Below are 18020 nucleotides of genomic sequence, written 5' to 3'. Positions count from 1 at the left end.
AGGCCGATTCACGCATCATCCGTACGGAGCACCCATGCCTCAGGAATCGGCGGGAAAGCACGCCGTGCCCCGCAAGAGCCGCCGGGTCCTGTGGAGTCTGGTCGTCGGCCTCGCCGTCCTCGCCACCGGGACCATCGTGTACGTCACGTCCTACTCCGATCCGGAGGCGGGCGCCGACGGCGGCCGCCCGTGTAGCTCCCCCGCCACGCTCAAGCAGGGCCCCGCGTGCGGCGCCTGGTGGGGCATCTACACCCCGCCGGCCAGCGGTGGCCTGCTCAACTCGGTCACCACGCTGGAGCGCCAGGTGGGCAGGAAGTTCGACGTCGTGTTCGCCTACCACGACATGTCCGAGACGCCCAACGGCCAGATGCTGCGCGACGACGAGCCCCAGCTCGGCCGCGACCGGCTCCTGCTGCTCGGCTGGGAGTCCGAACGCTGGAACACCTCCGACAACATCCCCTGGGCCAACATCGCCCGCGGCGAGGCCGACCACAGCGTCATCGACCCCCAGGCGCGGCGCATCAAGGAGTACGGCAAGCCCGTCCTGCTGGGCTTCGACGGCGAGATGGAGATGCGCAAGAACGCGGGAGCTCCCGCCGACTACGTGGCCGCGTACCGGCACATCGTCGACCGCTTCCGCACCCTCGGCGTCACCAACGTGGCCTGGGTGTGGGGCGTCACCGGCTACTACCCGTTCCGTCACCGCTGGAAGGCCTTCTACCCGGGCGACGACTACGTCGACTGGGTCAGCTACGACCCCTACAACTTCGCCCGCTGCCGTAACGCCGATTGGCAGGACTTCAGGACGACGATCAAGCCGACCTACGACTGGTTCGTGAGCAACGGGTTCGGCAAGAAGCCGTTCATCCTGAGCGAGTACGGCAGCGAGCACAACGTGCGCGACGACCGGGCCCGCGGGCGCTGGTACGCCGACGTGCCCGGTGTGCTGGAAGACCTGCCCAACATCAAGGCGGTCGTCCAGTGGAACGCCGTGGACGCCGACGGCTGCGACTTCACGCTCACCGGGCCCGGCACGCTGACCGAGTTCGGGCAGGCGGGGAAGGCGGCCTACGTACGGCAGAGCCTGCCCACCGCCGTCACCCGGCCCGGGTCCTAACCGGGCCCCGGGGTCGTCTAGCCGGACTCCGCCCAGGTCGGGCGTTCCACGGGCTCGAAGCGGAAGATCTGGTCGCGTTTGCCGGAGCAGGCGAGCTGGGCGATCTCGGCGCCGGGGTGGATGTCGGCTTCGCCGTACAGGGCACCGAGGCATTTGCCGCTGTGGACGGGACGCAGCCTGAACCCGTTGCGATCGCGCTCCAGCAGGAAGCGCTGGTGGGCGGCGGCGATGCAGCCGCTGGGGGCGAGCAGGGCCTCGTCTCCCAGGTAGGCGCCGTCCACGCCCAGGCAGCCGACGCCCTGCTTGGGATGGTGCCACTGGATCTCGTAGACGCCGGGGCCGAGGGTCTTGAGAAGGGTGGCCGGGCCCTCGGCCGCGCAGGAGGTCTGGACGGCCAGCGGGCGGTCGGTCCTGCCCGAGCGTTCGCGGCCCTCGCCCACGCACAGGCCGCGGTCGGCGACGTGTGAGGGGACGATCTGGTACCAGCCGTCCCGCGGGGACTGCGCGGTGGCGCTCTGGCTGGCAGCGGCGCGGCCTTCCAGCATGTCGCCCACGCCTCTGATGAGCGTCGGGGCGAACAGGAGCGCGACCGCGAGTCCTGCGGCCACGGCGATCACCGGCCACCACCTGCGCGCCAGGGACCGGTGTGCAAGGGACCGGCGCGGCGCGGCGGGCTCCGCCGGGTCCGGTGACGGGCTCACGGGTGTCTCCGGGTCAGGCCCGATCTCGCCCGAACCCGCCTGCCCACCCACGCCGGCCTGCCCCGAACCGGCCCGGCCCGTGTCAGCCAGGCCCGCCTGGCCCGTGTCGGTCTGGACCGTGTCGGCCTGGCCCGTGCCCGCCTGGCCCGTGCCCGCCTGGCCTGTGTCCGCCTGGCCCGTGCCCGCCTGGCCCGTGATGGTCTGTTCGCCTGTGGGGTGCTGCTCGCCCGTGCCGGCTGCCAGGTTTCTCCGGGCGCGGATCCAGCGGTCGGTCTCCGCCTCGTCCAGGCCGCAGGCGGCGGTGAAGGCCGCCACGAAGTCCTCCCTGGGCAGAGTCGTCCTGCCCAGGACGCCCGCCACCGTGCTCACGGGGAGCGCGCCGCCCGACGCGCTCGCCAGCCGCCGGTAGGTGAGGCCGCTCCAGCGGCGTAATCGGGCCAGCGCGGCGACGTACTCGGCGGCAGTGGTGGCTTGCGCCGGGTCGGGGGGACCGTCCTCGTCCAACGCTGCTTCTTCCGCTCGGAGCCCACTCCGGCTCGGGCGGTCATGTTAACAAAGGATCTTTACGCGGGTCATCCCCCTGCCCTGGCGAGGGAAGTGGAGGCAGGGGGATGCCCGATCGGGCCCGTCAGCAGCAGATGTCGGCTCCACGTAGAGCCTTGCCGCGCGGCTCCCGCTTCGGCCGGAGCCGAAGCCGATGCCCCTGTTTCCGGCTTCGTGCTTCCTGACCGCCCCGGAGCGGACACGGACGTGGGATGCGCATCGGGCGACCTCCGTCGGGAAGGTTTCAAGGACCATCCAGAAGCTCGCCCACCCGGCCACCCGCTGCCAAGATCGAACAACGTTCCGAACTGTTCGGAACACTCTGATCGAGACGACGATCAGGCGATTCGGACCGAGTAAAGTCACGGGTAGCCGTCGTTCAGCTCTGGGTCGGGAAAGGTACACACGGTGGAGGGCAGGCAAGCCGACGAGGCGCTCGATGACGAGACGACACGTCAGCTGAAACGGCCTGCCGCCGACACGGCGGCCTTACCTGACGACGACGCGACGAAGGTCGCCCGGCTGCCCAGGCCGCGTACGGACGACGAGGACGACGCGCCCACCGGCGTGCTGGTCTGGGACGCGCGCAAACTGCTCGGACCGGAGCAGGACGAGGATGAGGACGACGCCACCAGCACCCGTCCGATCCCGAAGATCACGGCCGAGCCACCGCCCCCGGTCGACGAGAAGGCGGTGCCCACGCTCTCGGTGGTCGTCGTCACCGGCGAGGTCGGCGCCTGGCACCAGCTACGCGTCACGATCGCCTCCCTGCGCGCCCAGCTTGAGCCGCCCGAGCAGATCATCGTGGTCGTCGACCACTGCCCGGAGCTGGCCGACCTGGCCCGCGGCGGGCTGGACGACGTCGTCGTCCTGCACAACGAGGGGCAGCGCGGCGTGGCCGCCGCCCGCAACCTCGGCCTGACGGTCGCGACCGGCGACGTCGTGGCCTTCCACGACGACGAGACCGCCGCCGAGCCCGACTGGTCCACCTGCCTGCTGCGCGCCTTCGACGAGCGCCAGGTGCTGGCCGTGCGGAGCAACGTGACGCTGCGGTGGGTGGCGGGGCGGCCGAGATGGTTCCCCGAGGAGCTCGCCTGGATCATGGGCGCCTCGTGCACAGGCTCGCCCGAGGAGGCCGGGCCGATCGACGACCTCTACGGCGCCGGGGTGGCCTTCCGCCGCACCGCGCTGGCCGAGGCGGGCGGCTTCCCCGCCGACCTCGACCACCAGGCGGGCGACACGCTCGCCGAGCCGCCGGGGGGCGTGAAGGCCGAGCTGTTCCACCTGCTCAAGGAGCTCAACCCCAACGGCAGGGTCCTCTTCGAACCCTCCGCGCACCTGCGCGCCGGCATCTCCGCACGGCGGGCCACGCGCGCGTACGTGATCTCCCGCTGTGTCGCCGAGGGCAAGTCGCTGGCGGCGGTCCCCCACCGCGGGCGGGGGCGGCGGGCGCTCAGCGTGCACCTGGCGCAGGTGAAGTCCTCGCTGCCGCGCACGACCTTCCAGGCGATCACCGTCACCGGGCCGGGCAACGTCCGGCCGGGACAGGCGCTGATCACCCGGCTGCTGGCGATGCTCGCCACCGTCATCGGCTACATGAGCGGCCGCATGGACTCCACGCGCGCCGACCTGATCCCCGCCGCGGGGAATCTGACCTGGTTCGTGGCCCGCACCGCGCTGCCGGTCTCCACCATCCTGTGGGGGCTGTCGCTGCGGCGGGTCAACCTTGACCAGATGACCGACCTCGGGTTGCTCACGGTCCTGCCCGCGACGTTCTGGATCGCGATCGTGGTCATGATCATCGGGTTCGTGGCGCTGCTCAACGACCGGCACGCGCTGGAGCTGTGGCACGCCGGGTACGCGCTCATCCTCATCGCGGTCCTGCACGCCACGCCCAGCCTGCTCTATCCCACGCTGCGCTACCCATGGGCGTGGAAGCACGTCTCGGTCATCGACTACCTGATCAGGCACGGCGCCACCGACCCCGCCGCGGGTTCGCTGTCGGCCTACCACCAGTGGCCCGGGTTCTTCTCCTTCTTCGCGCTCATGACCGAGGCGGCGGGGCTGGAGAACGCGCTCGACATCGCCAAGTGGGGCCCCCTGGTCTTCAACGTGGCCACGCTGCTGCCGCTGCTGCTGCTGTTCAGGACCGTGACCCGCAACAGGCAGCTCATCTGGGGCGGCATCTGGGTGTACTTTTCCTGCTCGTGGGTCGGGCAGGACTACTTCTCGCCCCAGGCCACCACGCTGGTGCTCTACCTCATCGTGCTGGCCGTGGTCGTGCGGAGGTTCAGACGCGGGCCCATCAGAGCCGGTGACGACCCGCATGGGCTGGCCGCGGAGCCGCCGCCGATGACCACGACGTACGCGCGGCTCACCTGGACGCTGCTGCTGGTCATCCCGATCGCCGCGATCGCCTCCTCCCACCAGCTCACGCCGCTCATGCTGGTGGCCACGCTCGGCTTGCTGTTCATCCTGCGCCGTTACCGCAACTTCGGCATCCTCATGGTGAGCGCGGCGCTGGCCGCCGGCTGGGCGGTGGGCATCGCCTGGCAGGTGCTCGAAAGCAAGATCAACTTCATCGTCGGCTCGCTCGGCGACGCCGGCGGCAACCTCGACGCCGGACTCGTGGCCCTCGGCGACGTCGCCCCCGGCCAGGTGATCGTCGCCTACGCCGACCGCGCCCTGTCCGTCGGCCTGTGGCTGCTGGCCATCGGCGGCGCCATCCTGCGCCGCCAGTGGCTGCGCCGTCCCGGCCTGCCGCTGCTGATGATCGGGCTGGCGCCGCTGGTCTTCTTCGCCGCGGGAAGCTACGGCGGCGAGATCCTCTTCCGCGTCTACCTGTTCACGCTGCCGATGACCGCGTTCCTGGCCGCCGCCGTCTTCCTGCCCAGCAAGCGCGCCTTCGTACGGCTGGCCGTCCTGCCCGTCGTCCTGCTGCTGATGGTCTCCGGCTTCTTCTTCGGCAACTACGGCAAGGAACAAGGCAACTACTTCACCCTCGACGAGGTCGAACTGGTCAAGGAGCTCCACCGGATCGCGCCCGTCAACTCGCTCATCGTCGCGCCCACCTTCTTCCTGCCCGGGGCCTACGACCAGTACGAACGCTTCGACCAGAGCTGGCTCGACGAACTTCCGCCCTCGCGCGAGGCCCTGCCCAACCTGCCCGCGTACGTGCCGACGCTCGCCGAGTTCGTCGAGAAGCCGGCGCCGTCGCTGATCAACCTCATGTCCAAGCTCCCGCCCGGCGCCAAGGGCTACCTGGTGCTCAACCGCACCCAGCGCCCGGCCACCGAGACGCCCGGCATCCTGCCCAAGGGCACCATCGACCGGCTCAAACGGGAGGTGGAGGCGTCGAAGCGGTTCAAGAAGGTGCTGAGCAACCCCGGTGGGGACGTCTACGAACTGCTGCCGGAGAAATCATGACGTTCTCGCGGGTGTCGTTGTTGCTGCTCGGACTGTCGGGGTGGCTCGCCGTCCTGGTCGGACATCTGGCGGCGGGGTCGGCCGTGCGGGTGGTGGTGACGATCATGTTCCTGGTGCTGTGCCCGGGGGCGGCGGTGCTGGGGCTGGTGCGGCCGCTGCTGGGCCGGCGGGACCACACCGGTGACGCGATGGAGAGTGGGGCGCTGGCGTTCGCGATCAGTGTGGGGCTGGGGATGCTGGTCAGCGAGGCGTACTTCCTCACCTCGACGTTCACCATGGACCGCGCCCTGATCACCCTCGCCGCCATCACCTCCGCCGCCGCCCTCGCCGCCCTCGTCACCACCTCCCGCACCCGCGCCCCCCACGAGGGCACCATCCGCCGTCGGTTGTGACCGTCCTGCGTTTCTACTGCTGCTCTTTTATCCGTTACGGCAAGCCGGGTTCTGCCGCTCATATCCGTTACGGCAAGCCGGGTTCTGCCGCTCCTATCCGTTACGGCAAGCCAGGTGGGCGCCTCCCGCCGTCGTGGGCTCGCATCCGTGCGAGGCCGGCCGGCAGTCGGACGGGGTTCTCGCCGTAACGCCGCATGTTTGACCACTGCCCGTGGCCCATGCCGCCCGCCGCGACAACGCGCCGGTCACGACCGTCCCCCCTCCCGCCGTCTCGGCGCGGGGACAAGCCAGGGAAAGCCCCTCAACCGCTCGGTCCCGATGTCCCGCCCTCAACCGCTCGGTCCCGACGTCCCCCGCCCTCACCCCACCTGTGGCTTCGCCCTTTGGGCGCCCTGCTCCTGCTGAGCGCTGCTCCCAAAGCCATCGGTCCCCCGGGCTTTCGGGTTCCGGGAGATCCCCCGGGCGTTCGGGCCTTCGGGAACCCTCTGAACCCGCGCTCCCTCGGACCCGGTGCTCCGGGCTGCCCGTGGTCAGCGGCGGGAGTGGATGTGGGTGGGGGGCTGGGTGGCGGGGTCCAGGACCGGGTCGGGGATGGGGGTGCCGTAGGTCGTGACCAAGGGGAGGACGCCGGCCCAGATCGGGAGGGCGTAGTCGTAGTCCTCATCGCTCGGGGGGCCGGTGCGGAGCTTTACCGAGGCTTCGGTCAGGCTCAGTGCCAGGACTGACGTGGCGGCCAGTTCCTTGCGGCTGGGCTGGCGGGCGTAGTCCCACTGGCCGGGGGCCAGGTGGTCGGTGAGGGCGCGGAGGCCGGTCATGCGTTCGTCGGGGTCGGTGACCAGGCGGGCGGTGCCGTAGATCATGGCGCTGCGGTAGTTGAACGAGTGGTTGAAGACCGAGCGCGCCAGGACTATGCCGTCCACGTGCGTCACGGTCACGCAGATCTCCGTGTCCTGGCCGGAGCGCAGCGACTTGGCGCCCGTGGAGCCGTGGAGGTACAGGGTGTCGTCGACGCGGCCGTAGCCGGTCGGGACGACCATCGGGTGCCCGTTGTGCACCACCCCCAGGTGGCAGATCAGCCCGGTGTCGAGCACCTCGTACAGGTCGGCGCGGTCGGTGCTGGCGCGGTGCTTCTCGCGGCCGAGCGTGGTGCGGGGTGTGGTGGAGAGCATGCGGTCCATCCTGCTCAGAAGTGGACTTGTAGATTAGGGCCACTAAATGCCGATTCATGGAGACCACTTCCTGTGCGCAGCCTAGTTGACCTGCCCGTCGCTCTTTCCCGGGATTCGGCGGAGCCTCTCGCCGCCCAGCTGACCGCCTGGCTGCGGGAGGCCATGCGGGGCGGGACGCTGGCTCCGGGTGAGCGGCTGCCGTCCAGCCGGGGGCTGGCGGCGCAGCTGGGCGTGAGCCGTACCGTGGTGACGGAGGCCTACCAGCAGCTTTACGCGGAGGGGTGGCTCGACGGGCGGCACGGGTCGGGGACGTTCGTGGCGCAGTTGTACGCGCCTCCGCCGGCCGTCGACGCCCCCATGACCACCGTGCCCCCGCCGCCCGCCGCCGCCGCGAAACCGGTGATCGACCTGGCGCCGGGCGAGCCCTGGGTGCGGGACTTCGACCGTGCCGCGTGGAAGCGGGCCTGGCGCAAGGCGGCCGACCTGCCGCCGGGCGACGCCCCCGACCCGTACGGCCTGCCGTACCTGCGAGAACTGCTCGCCGCGCACCTCAGACGGACCAGGGCCGTGGCGGTCGGGCCCGAGAACGTCCTTGTCACCCGCGGCACCGCCAACGGCCTGGACCTCGTCACGCTCGCGCTGCTCAAGCCGGGCGGACGGGCGGGGGTGGAGGATCCGGGCTATCGGGTCACGCGGAACGTCTTCGCCGGGCGTGGCGTCGAGGTGGTGCCGTGCCCGGTGGACAGCGACGGCGTGATCGTGGAGGGGCTGCCCGAGGATCTGAGCGTGCTGTACACGACCCCGGCGCACCAGTACCCGATGGGCGGGCGGCTGCCGATCCCGCGCAGGGAGCGGCTGCTGGCATGGGCCAGGCGGACCGGCGCGATGATCGTGGAGGACGACTACGACGCCGAGTTCCGCTACGACGTGGCGCCGCTGCCCGCGCTCTACGGGCTCGATCCGTCGCGGGTCGTGCTGCTGGGGACGTTGTCGAAGTCGCTCGCCCCGGACGTCGGCGTCGGCTGGCTGGTCGGGCCGCGGGACCTTCTGGCCAGGATCGCGGGCATCAGGAAGGATCTGGGCGACCGTACCAGCGGGCCGGTGCAGCAGGCGGTCGGGACGCTGCTGGAGCACGGCGACCTCGACCGGCACCTGCGGCGGATGCGCCTGGAGTACGCGCGCCGCCGGGCCGCCGTGGTCGAGATCCTGGGCCCGGTGTGCCGCCTGCACGGCGACACCGCGGGCCTGCACGTCCTGGCCGAACTGCCCGAGGACGTGGTGCCGGAGATCGTGCGCGAGGCCGCCGCGCGCGGCGTGCGCCTGGACTCGGTGGAACGCCACCATCACGGCGCGCCACGGGTGCACGGACTGGTCATCGGGTACGGCTCCGCGTCGCTGGCCGACGTCCGCAAGGGCTGCGCGATTGTCGCGGACCTCATTGCGCCGCCGACCAGAGCAAGGTTCTAATGTGGTCCCATGACCGTTCCCGGCTTGGACTGGCCCCGACTGGCCGACTGGATCGCCACCCACGTGCCCGGCGCGGGTGAGGCGCTGTCGGCGTCGCTGATCTCCGGCGGCAAGTCGAACCTCACCTATCTCGTCGAATGCCGCGAGCGGCCGGTCGTGCTGCGCCGCCCGCCGCTCGGGCACGTACTTCCGACCGCCCACGACATGCGCCGCGAGTGGCGGGTGATCTCCGCGCTTAACGGCACGCCGGTTCCGGTGCCGGAGGCGCTCGCCTTCTGCGCCGACGAGGCGGTCATCGGGGCGCCCTTCTACGTGATGGGGCAGGTGGACGGCGCCGCCGTACGCACGCGGGCGGAGCTCGGCGACCCGCCGCCCGGGCAGGCGCGGCGGCTGTCGGAACGGCTCGCGGAGATCCTCGCCGCCATCCACGACGTCGACTACCGGCAGGTGGGTCTGGGCGACTTCGGGCGGCCGGAGGGCTACCTGGCCAGGCAGCTGAACCGGTGGGAACAGCAGTGGGAGCGGTCGAAGGCGGCCGACCTGCCCGAGTACGACCGGCTGGTGGGGCGGCTGCGCGAGCGGATGCCGTCGCGCTCGGAGAGCACGCTCGTGCACGGCGACTACCGGCTGGACAACACGCTGGTCAGGCGGGATCCGCCGGAGATCCTGGCGGTGGTCGACTGGGAGATGTCCACGCTCGGCGATCCGCTGGCCGATCTGGGGCTGACGCTCACGTACTGGCAGGATCCGGGCGACGCGGAACGCGCGAGCGTGCCGGTGGCGGGGGATGTCACGCTGGCGCCGGGGTTTCTGAACGCGGCCGAGTTCGCCGCGTGCTACGCCAAGGTGTCTGGGCGCGATATCTCCGACATCAATTACTACGTGGCTTTCGGCAACTTCAAGCTGGCCGTCATCGTCGAGGGTATCCATGCCCGGTTCCGGCAGGGTAAGACCGTGGGAGAGGGCTTCGACGGCATCGGCGCCGCCGTACCCACGCTGATCGCCCGCGCCCACCGCATGCTCGACCAGGAGGCCCCATGAGTACGGTCGCGTTGATCACCGGAGCCGCCGGCGGGATCGGCGCGGCCGTCGCCAGGCGGCTGGCCCGCGGCGGCGCCCGCTGCGTGCTCGTCGACGTCGACGCGGACGGGGCGGAGCGGCTGGCCAAAGAGCTGGGCGGCACCGCGGTGGCGGGCGACGTCGCCGACCGCGAGACCTCCGCGCGGGCCGTCGCCACGGCCGAGCGCGCGTATGGCCGGCTCGACCTCGTCCACCTCAACGCCGGCATCTCCAGCGGCGTGGACCTGACCGCGTTCGACCCTGACCAGTACCGCAAGGCCGTCGGCGTCAACGTCGACGGCGTCGTGTACGGCGTGGCCGAGTCCCTGCCCGCCCTCGCCCGCGGGGGCGGCGGCGCGATCGTGGTCACCTCGTCGCTGGCCGGGCTCGTCGCCTACGACGGGGACCCGGTGTACACGATGACCAAGCACGCGGTGGTGGGGCTGGTCAGAGGGCTGGCCAAGCCTCTTGCCGCCTCCGGGGTGCGGATCGGGGCGGTGTGCCCCGGCTTCACCGACACGCCGTTGGTGGCCGGGATGCGGGACGTGTTCCTGGGGGCCGGGTTCCCGCTGCTGGACGCGGAGGACGTGGCGGCGGCGGTGGAGACGGCCTTCTACTCCGAGGAGCCCGGCACCATCCTGGTCGTCCAGCCGGGACGCGCCCCTGTCCCTTACCGGTTCTCCGGCGTCCCGGGCCCGGCGGGCGGCGAACGCCCACCCACCCCGCTCACCACCCCCTGAGGCCCTCGCTTCGCGGCTGACGGACCCGGGAACTATGGAGAACCCCGGAGGCGGAGGTGCCCGCTGCCCGGAAGCCGTGGCGCCCGGGAAGGCCGTGGTGCCAGGAACCCCAACCCGGAGCCGTGGGGCGCCCACGCCTCGGGGGCCGGGCACGAGGAACAGGGTGGCCGAGCGGGGGCGTCACAGAAGCCCGGACTGCCCGGAAGCTCGGGCGCCCGGGACCTTGGGTGCCCTGGGCCTTGGGTGCCCTGGGCCTTGGGTGCCCTGGGCCTTGGGTGCCCTGGGCCTTGGGTGCCCTGGGCCTTGGGTGCCCGTGGGCCTTGGGTGCCCGTGGGCCGGGGAGGGTGAACGTGACGGGGTGAAATTGGGGCTGGTCAGGGGGGTGGGTGGGCGGACCGGTTAGAGAAGGTATCGGTAAAGCCGTTCACATCCGGAGATGGCAGTAGTTTCATGAAAACCTGACCGCTGGATCGCACGTCCAATCTGGTGGGCCGCCTCCTGATGGGAGTTGGCGATGGAGTGGAGTGCCCCCGGGTACACCGAGATCCGACAGCTCGGTACGGGCGGAAGTGGCCGGGTCGTCTTGGCCGAGCATGACGACACCGGTGTCAAAGTCGCGATCAAGTATTTGGCCGAACGGCTCAGACGGGATCCGGCCGCGCTGGCCAGGTTCCAGTCGGAGGCGCGGCTGCTCACCACGTTGCGCGATCAGCACATCGCGACCATGTGGGAGTACATCCAGGAGCCCAGCGGCGCCGCCATCGTGATGGAGCTGGTCAACGGCGTGTCACTGCGCGCCCTGCTCCGCGAGAACGGCACCACGAGCCCCGAGGCGGCCCTGGTCGTGCTGAAGGGTTCACTGCTGGGGCTGGCCCGCGCGCACACGATCGGGCTGGTGCACCGGGACTACAAGCCGGAGAACGTGATCGTCCGCGACGACGGGATCAGCAAGCTGGTCGACTTCGGCATCGCCGTACGGGAGGGGACGGCCGCCCATCCCGAGGGCACGCCGCCCTACATGGCGCCGGAGATGTGGGCCGGCGGGCCCGCCTCCCCGGCCACCGACGTCTACGCGGCGACGGCGGTCTTCTTCGAGTGCCTGACCGGGCACCGGCCCTACCGCTCGACCGAGCCGAGCGTCCTGGGCTATCAGCATCTGCACGCGCCGATCCCGGTCCACGACGCGCCGGAGCCCGTACGCGACCTCGTGACCCGAGGCATGGCCAAGCACCCCGACCAGCGCCCGGCCAGCGCGGCGGACTTCGTGGCCGAACTGGAGGAGGCCGCCAGGGCAGGCTACGGCGAGGACTGGGAGGAACGCGGCAAGCGCCGCCTGGGCGCACTGGTGGTCCTGCTGGCGGCGCTCTGGCCGGTCCCGCAACCGGTGGCGGCACCCCAGGTGGGCACGTCCGTGACGCGGACGGTCTTCAAGGCGATGCGGCACAACGCGGTCAGGATGGGCGTCGGCACGGGCCTGGCGGTCGCGGTGGCGGTCGCCGCGGTGGTGATCCTGAGCTCGCGCGGCCCGTCGACCACTCCGGTGGACGTGGTCGCGGCCTCGCAGACTCCGGCGCCGCTCAGCCCGGCGCAGCTGGGCACGCCGCCGACGACCACTCTCCCGGAAACACCCGAGGTGGTCGATCCGAGCGCGGTGGCCTCCGTCCCGATAGCCGTGATCCCGTCGGCGTCCGGCCCGTCCAGCCCGGAAGCCACCGAACCCGCCGAGACCACCGAACCCACCACGAACACCCCCACCACCACCAAGCCAACGACCAAGCCGACCACCAAGACGCCGACTCCGAAGCCCACGAAGACGCCCACTCCCCCGGCGACGGTCTCGGGCATCGGCCTGGGCAAGCTGACGCTCTCCTCCTCGAACGGGAGCGCGGCCGCGGGAACGGCCACCGTACGGGCCACGAGCAAGGGCCCGGTCACGCTGACGGCCCGCTTCACCGTGGGCGGCACGGTCGTCAAGACCACGACGGCCCGCCTCAGCGGCGCGCTCAGCTACACCCGCTCCTTCAGCCACACCCTGGACGACAGCGCGTGCGGCGAGACGGTCACGCTGACCGTCTCCACCTCGCCCGCCGCGACGGGCGGCGCGAAGAGCGCGAGCGCGAACGTCCCCGACTGCCCCACGGACGTCACCCGCCTGCGCGTGGCGCTGTCGGTGGCCGAGTCCCCCGGCCGGTCGGTGAGCATGCGGATCTCGGCCGCGGCCAGCGGAACGGCCGCGATCCCGATGCGCGCCAGCCTCTCCCTGAACGGCGAGCCGGTCCTGACCCGGGAGTCCACCCTGTCCGGCGATACGTCCTACACCCGGGCCTACAGCCACAGCTTCGCCAAGCGCCCCTGCGGCGGCACGCTGACCGTCACCGTGACTGCGGGCGACCGGCAGGCCTCGTCACGGGCGACGGTCGGCTGTCCCGCGGGCGTGCAGCGCATCAGCGTGCTGCGCGCCGCGCTCGGCGCGCGTGGCCTGGCGAGCGCGACGGTGGCCGTCACCACCCTCAACGAGCAGGCGGTACGGCTCAGCGTCACGTTCACCGTGGCCGGACGGACCATCGGCGGCGACGCCATGGACCTGGCCGGGGAGACCGCCTACACCAGAACCGTCTCGTTCGCGGCCGGGAAGACGCCCTGCGGGTCCCGGTGGTCGGTGACGGCGTCGGCCGGAGGCAAGGCGGACAGCGCGAGCGGACAAACCCCCGCCTGCCCCTCCGAACCCTCCGAAAGCCCGTCGGAGACGCCAACAGAACAGAAACCCTCCGAGAAGACGTCGGAAACCCCCAAACCGGAACGGTGAAATATACGACTTCTCTGGAGTAAGACGGGTTACACTGCCGAGCGTCTGCTGTGGGTGGGGGCCCTGACGACTCCAGAGAAGAGGCGTTATGTATGGGCATTGGGGGGTTCCCGGCTACACCGAGGTACGCGAACTCGGGGCCGGTGCGTCGGGACGCGTAGTCCTGGCCACACGGGACCACGACGGCGAGCAGGTCGCCATCAAGTACCTGTCCGACGAGCTGCGCGCCGACGTCACGTTCGTCGCGCGGTTCCGTCATGAGGCCCGGCTGCTGGGCACCATGCGCAGCCCGTACAACGCCCGGTTGATCGACTACGTCGAGACCGGCGAGGGCGCCGCCATCATCATGGACCTGGTCAACGGCGTCTCCCTGCGCGAGGTCCTCAGCTCGGAGGGTCCCACGGGGCCGGAGGCCGCGCTGACGGTGCTGAAGGGCTCGCTGCTCGGCCTGTCCGAGGCCCACGCGGTCGGCGTGGTCCACCGGGACTTCAAGCCCGAGAACGTGATCGTCCAGGGCGACGGCACCAGCAAACTGGTCGACTTCGGCATCGCCGTACGGGCCGGGCAAGGGGCGAACACGTCGGGCACGCCGCCGTACATGGCGCCGGAACAGTGGTCGGGCGGGCCCGCTTCGCCCACGACCGACGTGTACGCGGCCACGATCGTCTTCTTCGAATGCCTGACCGGCGCCCGGCCCTACCGGGCGACCAACCTGGCCGCGCTGGCCCGCCAGCACCACAGCACGCCGCCGCCGGTCGAGGAGGTTCCCGAGCCGCTCCGGGGGCTGGTCGAGCGGGGGCTGGCCAAGCATCCCGCCGAGCGTCCCGAGACGGCCGACGCGCTGCTGGCCGAGCTGGAGGCGGTGGCGGTCGAGGCGTACGGGCCGGGCTGGGAGGAGCGCGGGCACCGGCGCCTGGCCAGGCTGGCCGGGCTGCTGCTGCTCATGTTCCCGACCCCGCCCGAGGAGGTGGCGGAGGTCGCGACGTCGATGGCGCGCACCGACCTCGCGACACCGGCGGCCAGGCTGATGAGCAAGCTGGGGGCGAAGGTCGCGATCGGCGCGGTCTGCACCGGTGTCCTCGTGGCCGTCGCGATCGTGGTGGTCAACTCCTCCGACGACGAGCCCACGCTCCAGGCGGCACGCAGTACGCCCACCGCCAGCGCGTCATCGCTCGAAGTGCCGCTCCCCGAGGAGACCACCGAGGAGCCGGCACCCGAGGTGACCACGCCCGAGCCGACACCGGAGCCGTCCGACACGGTGACAGCGGCGCCACCGCCCGTGGCGGTGACGACGAAGCCGCCCACCAGGACACCCACCCCGAAGCCCACGCCCACTCCCAAGCCGACGCCGACCAAGACGAAGAAGCCGACCAAGAAGCCGTCGCCGAGCGAGACGCCGGACGAGGGCATCACGGGACGCTCCAGCGCCGACGAGACCTCGCCGCCGCCCAGCTCTTCGCCCCCGCCCACCTCGGCCCCGCCGACCATCCTGCCTCCCACGACCCGGCCACCCACCGGCCGCCCGTCCACCACCCCACCGGCCACGACCCAGCCGCCGGAGGGCGAACCGACCCGCGGCGAAGGGGGCGAAGGGGGCGGGGCCCAGCAGGACACAGGCTCCCGGCAGGCCGGCTCCCAGGCACAGCAGGCGCCCCGGGCCGCCGCCCAGGACGACGGCACGTCGCGGGAGGGTGGCGCGGCACTCGAAGGGGTCGCCTCCGATGGGTTCGACGGAGGGGGCGTGGCGGCGGTGCTGGCCTTCGGGCTGGTGACGTCCGGCGCGGTTCCCGTCACACTTGCGGTGAAGCGCCGCATGTCTGGCAGGCACCGTAGGAGGCGCTAGGAGACCCCGGGGGTTACGACGGCGATGAGCAACGCGAGCGAGTCCATCGCCGGTTACCGGCTCACGGACCACACCCGCATCACCGAGCTCGGCACCTGGTTCGACGCGATCACGCCGTCCGGCCGCAGGGCGGGCGCGCTGCGGTTCGACAGCGGCGTGGTCGGCCTGCCCGGCATGCGCGAGCGCGTCGTGGCCACGGTGGTGGCCGATCGGCCGCTGACGCAGAACGGGCTGACCGGCCTGGTGCAGGTGGCCGACGTGGTGGCGGCGGGCGAGGAGGTGTGGCTGCTCACGGCCGGACCGGCCAGCCCGTCGCTGGGCGATCTCATGGCGGCGCGGGCCGTGGACCCGCCGGGGGCGGCGGCCGTACTCGTGGAGACGGCGCAGACGCTGCAGGCCCTGCACGCGTCGGGACTGGCGCACGGCGCCCTGCACCCGGGCACGGTCGTGATCGGGGACGACGGCTCCGCGGTGCTGATCGAGCGCGGCCTGGCCGACGCGATCAGAGGGCTGCGCGCCGAGCCGGACCGCGACGTGGCGGCGTGGGCGTCGCTGGCGAGGGCGCTGGGCGCGGACTGCCCGGCGCCGTCCGCGCAGCTGCTCGACCGGGCGGCGGCCACGGCCACGCTCCACGGGCTGGCGGCGGCCAGGGACGTGCTGCTCGGCCAGCGCGAGGTACTGCCCGGCGGGCAGATCACCCGCGACCGGCTGGCCCAGGAGGTGCGTAACCGGACGACCTTGGAGATCGGCGTCAACCCGATCCCGGACCGCGACGAGGGCGAGATCGTCACGCTGCTGCACGTTCCCGCTGTGGAGCAGCAGCACTTCGGGCCGGGAGTGTCGTCGTCCATCGGCACCACGGCGGAGCGGATCTGGCGGGAGGGCAGAGCCGGCGCCGCCGGGACACCGGGCAAGCGGCGCGGGCGGGTCGCGCGGGCCCGGCGGCGGCGGACGATCCTGGCGGCCGCGGTGTTCGCGGTGATCGTGGCGGGGGCGTTGCTGGCGTGGTTCCGGCTGAGCGGGCCCTCGACGCCGCTGGCGGTGACCTCGGTCGACGTGACGGCTCCGAAGAAGGCCCAGGGCTGCGACGCGGACGTGCTGATCAGCGGCAAGATCGTCACGAACGGCTCCTCGGGGGAGATCGTCTACGAGTGGACGCAGAGCGACAGGAAGGAGAAGATCCGCCAGACGCAGCGCATCACCTCCGACAAGTCGTCCTACACGGTGCCGCTGAAGTGGAAGGTGTCGGGCAAGAGCACGGCCAAGCTCACGGCGACGCTGACGGTGGTCTCGCCGCAGCGCCTGCAGGACAAGGCGAGCTTCACCTACAAGTGCTGACAATGCATCTCATAGCAGTTCTTACTACTCTGGCGACATGACCTCGCAGACCCCGGCGGGCTGGTACCCCGACCCCTACGGATCGCCCCAACTCCGCTGGTGGGACGGCAACCAGTGGACCGATGCCACACACGCGCAGGAGCAGGCTCCCCCGACCCTTGTCGAGGGCGGCACGGACTGGTCGGCCCACCCGGCCAACCCCACCCTGCAGTTCGGCCAGCCCACGCAGGGCCAGAGCCAGTACGGCCAGCCGGACCCCCAGGCGTCGTCCGGCCCGAACCCGCAGCCGCCCCCCGGGTCCACGCCTTTCGCCCAGCCGTCATCAGGCGCGAACGCCTATGAACAGCCGCCCGCCGGAAACCCGTACGGCCAGCCACCTTCCGGCGGAAACCCGTACGGCCAGCCCCCCTCCGGGGCCAACCCGTACGGCCAGCCCCCCTCCGGCGCGAACCAGTACGCGCAGCCGTCCTTCGCCGAGAACCAGAACCCCTACGCCCAGCAACAGCCGGGCCAGTACGCCCAGCAGCCTGGCCAGTTCAGCCAGCCACAGCCCGGCCAGTACGGCCAGCAGCCCCCCTACGGCCAGCAGCCGACCGCGCAATACGGGCAGTACGGCCAGCTCCCCGGCCCCACCGCCTACGGCCAGCCGCCGAAGAAGTCCGGCGGCCCCCTGCCCTGGATCCTCGGCGGCGTGGGCGTGCTGGTCGTGGTGGCGCTGATCGTGGTGGCCGCGGTCGTCGTGGTCAACAGGACCGGCGGCACGACCGCACAGGAGTCCCCGCCGCCGTCCTCGGACATCCTCCCGAGCCCCTCCGAGACCGAGGAGCCGGGTCCCACGTCCACCCCGGACCCGGTGCCCTCGCAGATGCCCAGCATTCAGGACGGCCGCATCACCGACCCCCAGGCGGGCGTGTCCTTCGAGGCGCCCGAGGGCTGGACCGTCCCTCCGGCCAGCCGGGTCAACGGCACCGACCCCACGCAGCAGAGGTGGAGCAGCGCGGTCGAGGCGGTCTCGCACGAGAAGTACAACGGCGAGTCCAACTGGATCGGCAACGTCTACACCGGCGCGCTGAACGAGCTCTACCCCTATGAGAACGGGCAGAGCCTGCAGACGGCGGCCGGGGCGGTGCTGGCCTCGTTCAGCAACTACTACCAGCTCACGCACACCCGCAAGATCGTCAAGAACGAGGCGCTCAAGATCGGCGACAAGGGCGCTTGGGTGTTGCAGTTCGAGCTCGACTTCTCCAAGATCTCCGAGGAGAAGAAGTACAAGTGGAAGAAGGAGAACGGCGCGGTCGTGCTCATGGACCGGGGTCCGGGCGAGCGTCCCGCGCTGATTTACATCTCCGTTCCCGACAATCTGGGCACCGATGTGGTGGACAAGGTTATCGGCTCACTCAAGCCCGCCTGAGCAGGGGC

General features: G+C 71.6%; 12 protein-coding genes. 10 read left to right on the top strand and 2 right to left on the bottom strand.

Features of this window, described 5'->3' with window-relative positions; all coding sequences use genetic code 11:
- The first annotated feature begins 34 nt into the window (after positions 1-34).
- Positions 35-1117 carry a glycoside hydrolase family 26 protein gene (locus tag ACIBKY_RS31620; RefSeq protein ID WP_397102292.1) on the top strand — a complete coding sequence of 361 codons (1083 nt, stop codon included), beginning with the start codon at positions 35-37 and terminating at the stop codon, positions 1115-1117.
- Between the two features lie 17 nt (positions 1118-1134).
- On the opposite strand, the gene ACIBKY_RS31615 is transcribed toward ACIBKY_RS31620, so the two are convergent.
- Positions 1135-2322, bottom strand: a complete 1188-nt coding sequence (locus ACIBKY_RS31615; RefSeq protein ID WP_397102290.1) for a helix-turn-helix domain-containing protein — start codon at positions 2320-2322, stop codon at positions 1135-1137.
- A 447-nt stretch (positions 2323-2769) separates the two neighbouring features.
- On the opposite strand from ACIBKY_RS31615, the gene ACIBKY_RS31610 reads away from it, so the two are divergent.
- Both ACIBKY_RS31610 and ACIBKY_RS31605 read left to right on the top strand, forming a co-directional pair.
- The gene (locus ACIBKY_RS31610) at positions 2770-5787 is read left to right on the top strand and encodes a glycosyltransferase family 2 protein (protein WP_397102288.1); all 3018 of its coding nucleotides are present in this window, start codon (positions 2770-2772) and stop codon (positions 5785-5787) included.
- Positions 5784-6179: a hypothetical protein gene (locus ACIBKY_RS31605; protein WP_397102286.1), complete on the top strand. Its 396-nt coding sequence runs from the start codon at positions 5784-5786 to the stop codon at positions 6177-6179. Before ACIBKY_RS31610 ends, ACIBKY_RS31605 begins: the two co-directional genes overlap by 4 nt.
- Positions 6180-6709: 530 nt before the next feature.
- Here the strand turns inward: ACIBKY_RS31605 and ACIBKY_RS31600 are convergent.
- On the bottom strand, positions 6710-7348 hold the full coding sequence (locus ACIBKY_RS31600) for a pyridoxamine 5'-phosphate oxidase family protein (protein ID WP_397102284.1): 639 nt from the start codon (positions 7346-7348) through the stop codon (positions 6710-6712).
- Between the two features lie 72 nt (positions 7349-7420).
- Here ACIBKY_RS31600 and ACIBKY_RS31595 point away from each other — a divergent pair, with 72 nt between their 5' ends.
- From ACIBKY_RS31595 to ACIBKY_RS31565, 7 genes are all read left to right on the top strand, one after another.
- Entirely contained in the window at positions 7421-8815 is a 1395-nt protein-coding gene (locus ACIBKY_RS31595) for a PLP-dependent aminotransferase family protein (protein ID WP_397102282.1), read from the top strand.
- Between the two features lie 9 nt (positions 8816-8824).
- A complete protein-coding gene (locus tag ACIBKY_RS31590; protein WP_397102280.1) occupies positions 8825-9856 on the top strand; it encodes a phosphotransferase family protein in 1032 nt (343 codons plus the stop codon).
- Positions 9853-10614, top strand: coding sequence for an SDR family oxidoreductase (locus ACIBKY_RS31585; RefSeq protein WP_397102278.1), 762 nt, complete (start codon positions 9853-9855; stop codon positions 10612-10614). The genes ACIBKY_RS31590 and ACIBKY_RS31585 overlap by 4 nt, the downstream gene beginning before the upstream one ends.
- A 514-nt stretch (positions 10615-11128) precedes the next feature.
- Positions 11129-13420 carry a serine/threonine-protein kinase gene (locus ACIBKY_RS31580; protein ID WP_397102276.1) on the top strand — a complete coding sequence of 764 codons (2292 nt, stop codon included), beginning with the start codon at positions 11129-11131 and terminating at the stop codon, positions 13418-13420.
- 88 nt (positions 13421-13508) lie between these two features.
- Complete coding sequence (locus ACIBKY_RS31575; protein ID WP_397102274.1) at positions 13509-15263, top strand: serine/threonine-protein kinase; 1755 nt, start codon at positions 13509-13511, stop codon at positions 15261-15263.
- A 24-nt stretch (positions 15264-15287) separates the two neighbouring features.
- A complete protein-coding gene (locus ACIBKY_RS31570) occupies positions 15288-16601 on the top strand; it encodes a hypothetical protein (RefSeq protein WP_397102272.1) in 1314 nt (437 codons plus the stop codon).
- Positions 16602-16638: 37 nt separating this feature from the next.
- On the top strand, positions 16639-18012 hold the full coding sequence (locus tag ACIBKY_RS31565) for a DUF2510 domain-containing protein (RefSeq protein ID WP_397102270.1): 1374 nt from the start codon (positions 16639-16641) through the stop codon (positions 18010-18012).
- Positions 18013-18020: the final 8 nt, after the last annotated feature.

This window comes from Nonomuraea sp. NPDC050394 (assembly GCF_044459065.1).
Taxonomy (GTDB): Bacteria; Actinomycetota; Actinomycetes; order Streptosporangiales; family Streptosporangiaceae; genus Nonomuraea.
This window is presented reverse-complemented; position numbering and strand designations above follow the sequence as displayed.

Excerpts from the sequence above, each read along its gene's own strand:
- ACIBKY_RS31600 (WP_397102284.1), bottom strand. The coding sequence starts at position 7,348 with ATGCTCTCCACCACACCCCGCACCACGCTCGGCCGCGAGAAGCACCGC.
- ACIBKY_RS31565 (WP_397102270.1), top strand. The coding sequence starts at position 16,639 with ATGACCTCGCAGACCCCGGCGGGCTGGTACCCCGACCCCTACGGATCG.
- ACIBKY_RS31580 (WP_397102276.1), top strand. The coding sequence starts at position 11,129 with ATGGAGTGGAGTGCCCCCGGGTACACCGAGATCCGACAGCTCGGTACG.
- ACIBKY_RS31605 (WP_397102286.1), top strand. The coding sequence starts at position 5,784 with ATGACGTTCTCGCGGGTGTCGTTGTTGCTGCTCGGACTGTCGGGGTGG.
- ACIBKY_RS31585 (WP_397102278.1), top strand. The coding sequence starts at position 9,853 with ATGAGTACGGTCGCGTTGATCACCGGAGCCGCCGGCGGGATCGGCGCG.
- ACIBKY_RS31570 (WP_397102272.1), top strand. The coding sequence starts at position 15,288 with ATGAGCAACGCGAGCGAGTCCATCGCCGGTTACCGGCTCACGGACCAC.
- ACIBKY_RS31590 (WP_397102280.1), top strand. The coding sequence starts at position 8,825 with ATGACCGTTCCCGGCTTGGACTGGCCCCGACTGGCCGACTGGATCGCC.
- ACIBKY_RS31575 (WP_397102274.1), top strand. The coding sequence starts at position 13,509 with ATGTATGGGCATTGGGGGGTTCCCGGCTACACCGAGGTACGCGAACTC.
- ACIBKY_RS31620 (WP_397102292.1), top strand. The coding sequence starts at position 35 with ATGCCTCAGGAATCGGCGGGAAAGCACGCCGTGCCCCGCAAGAGCCGC.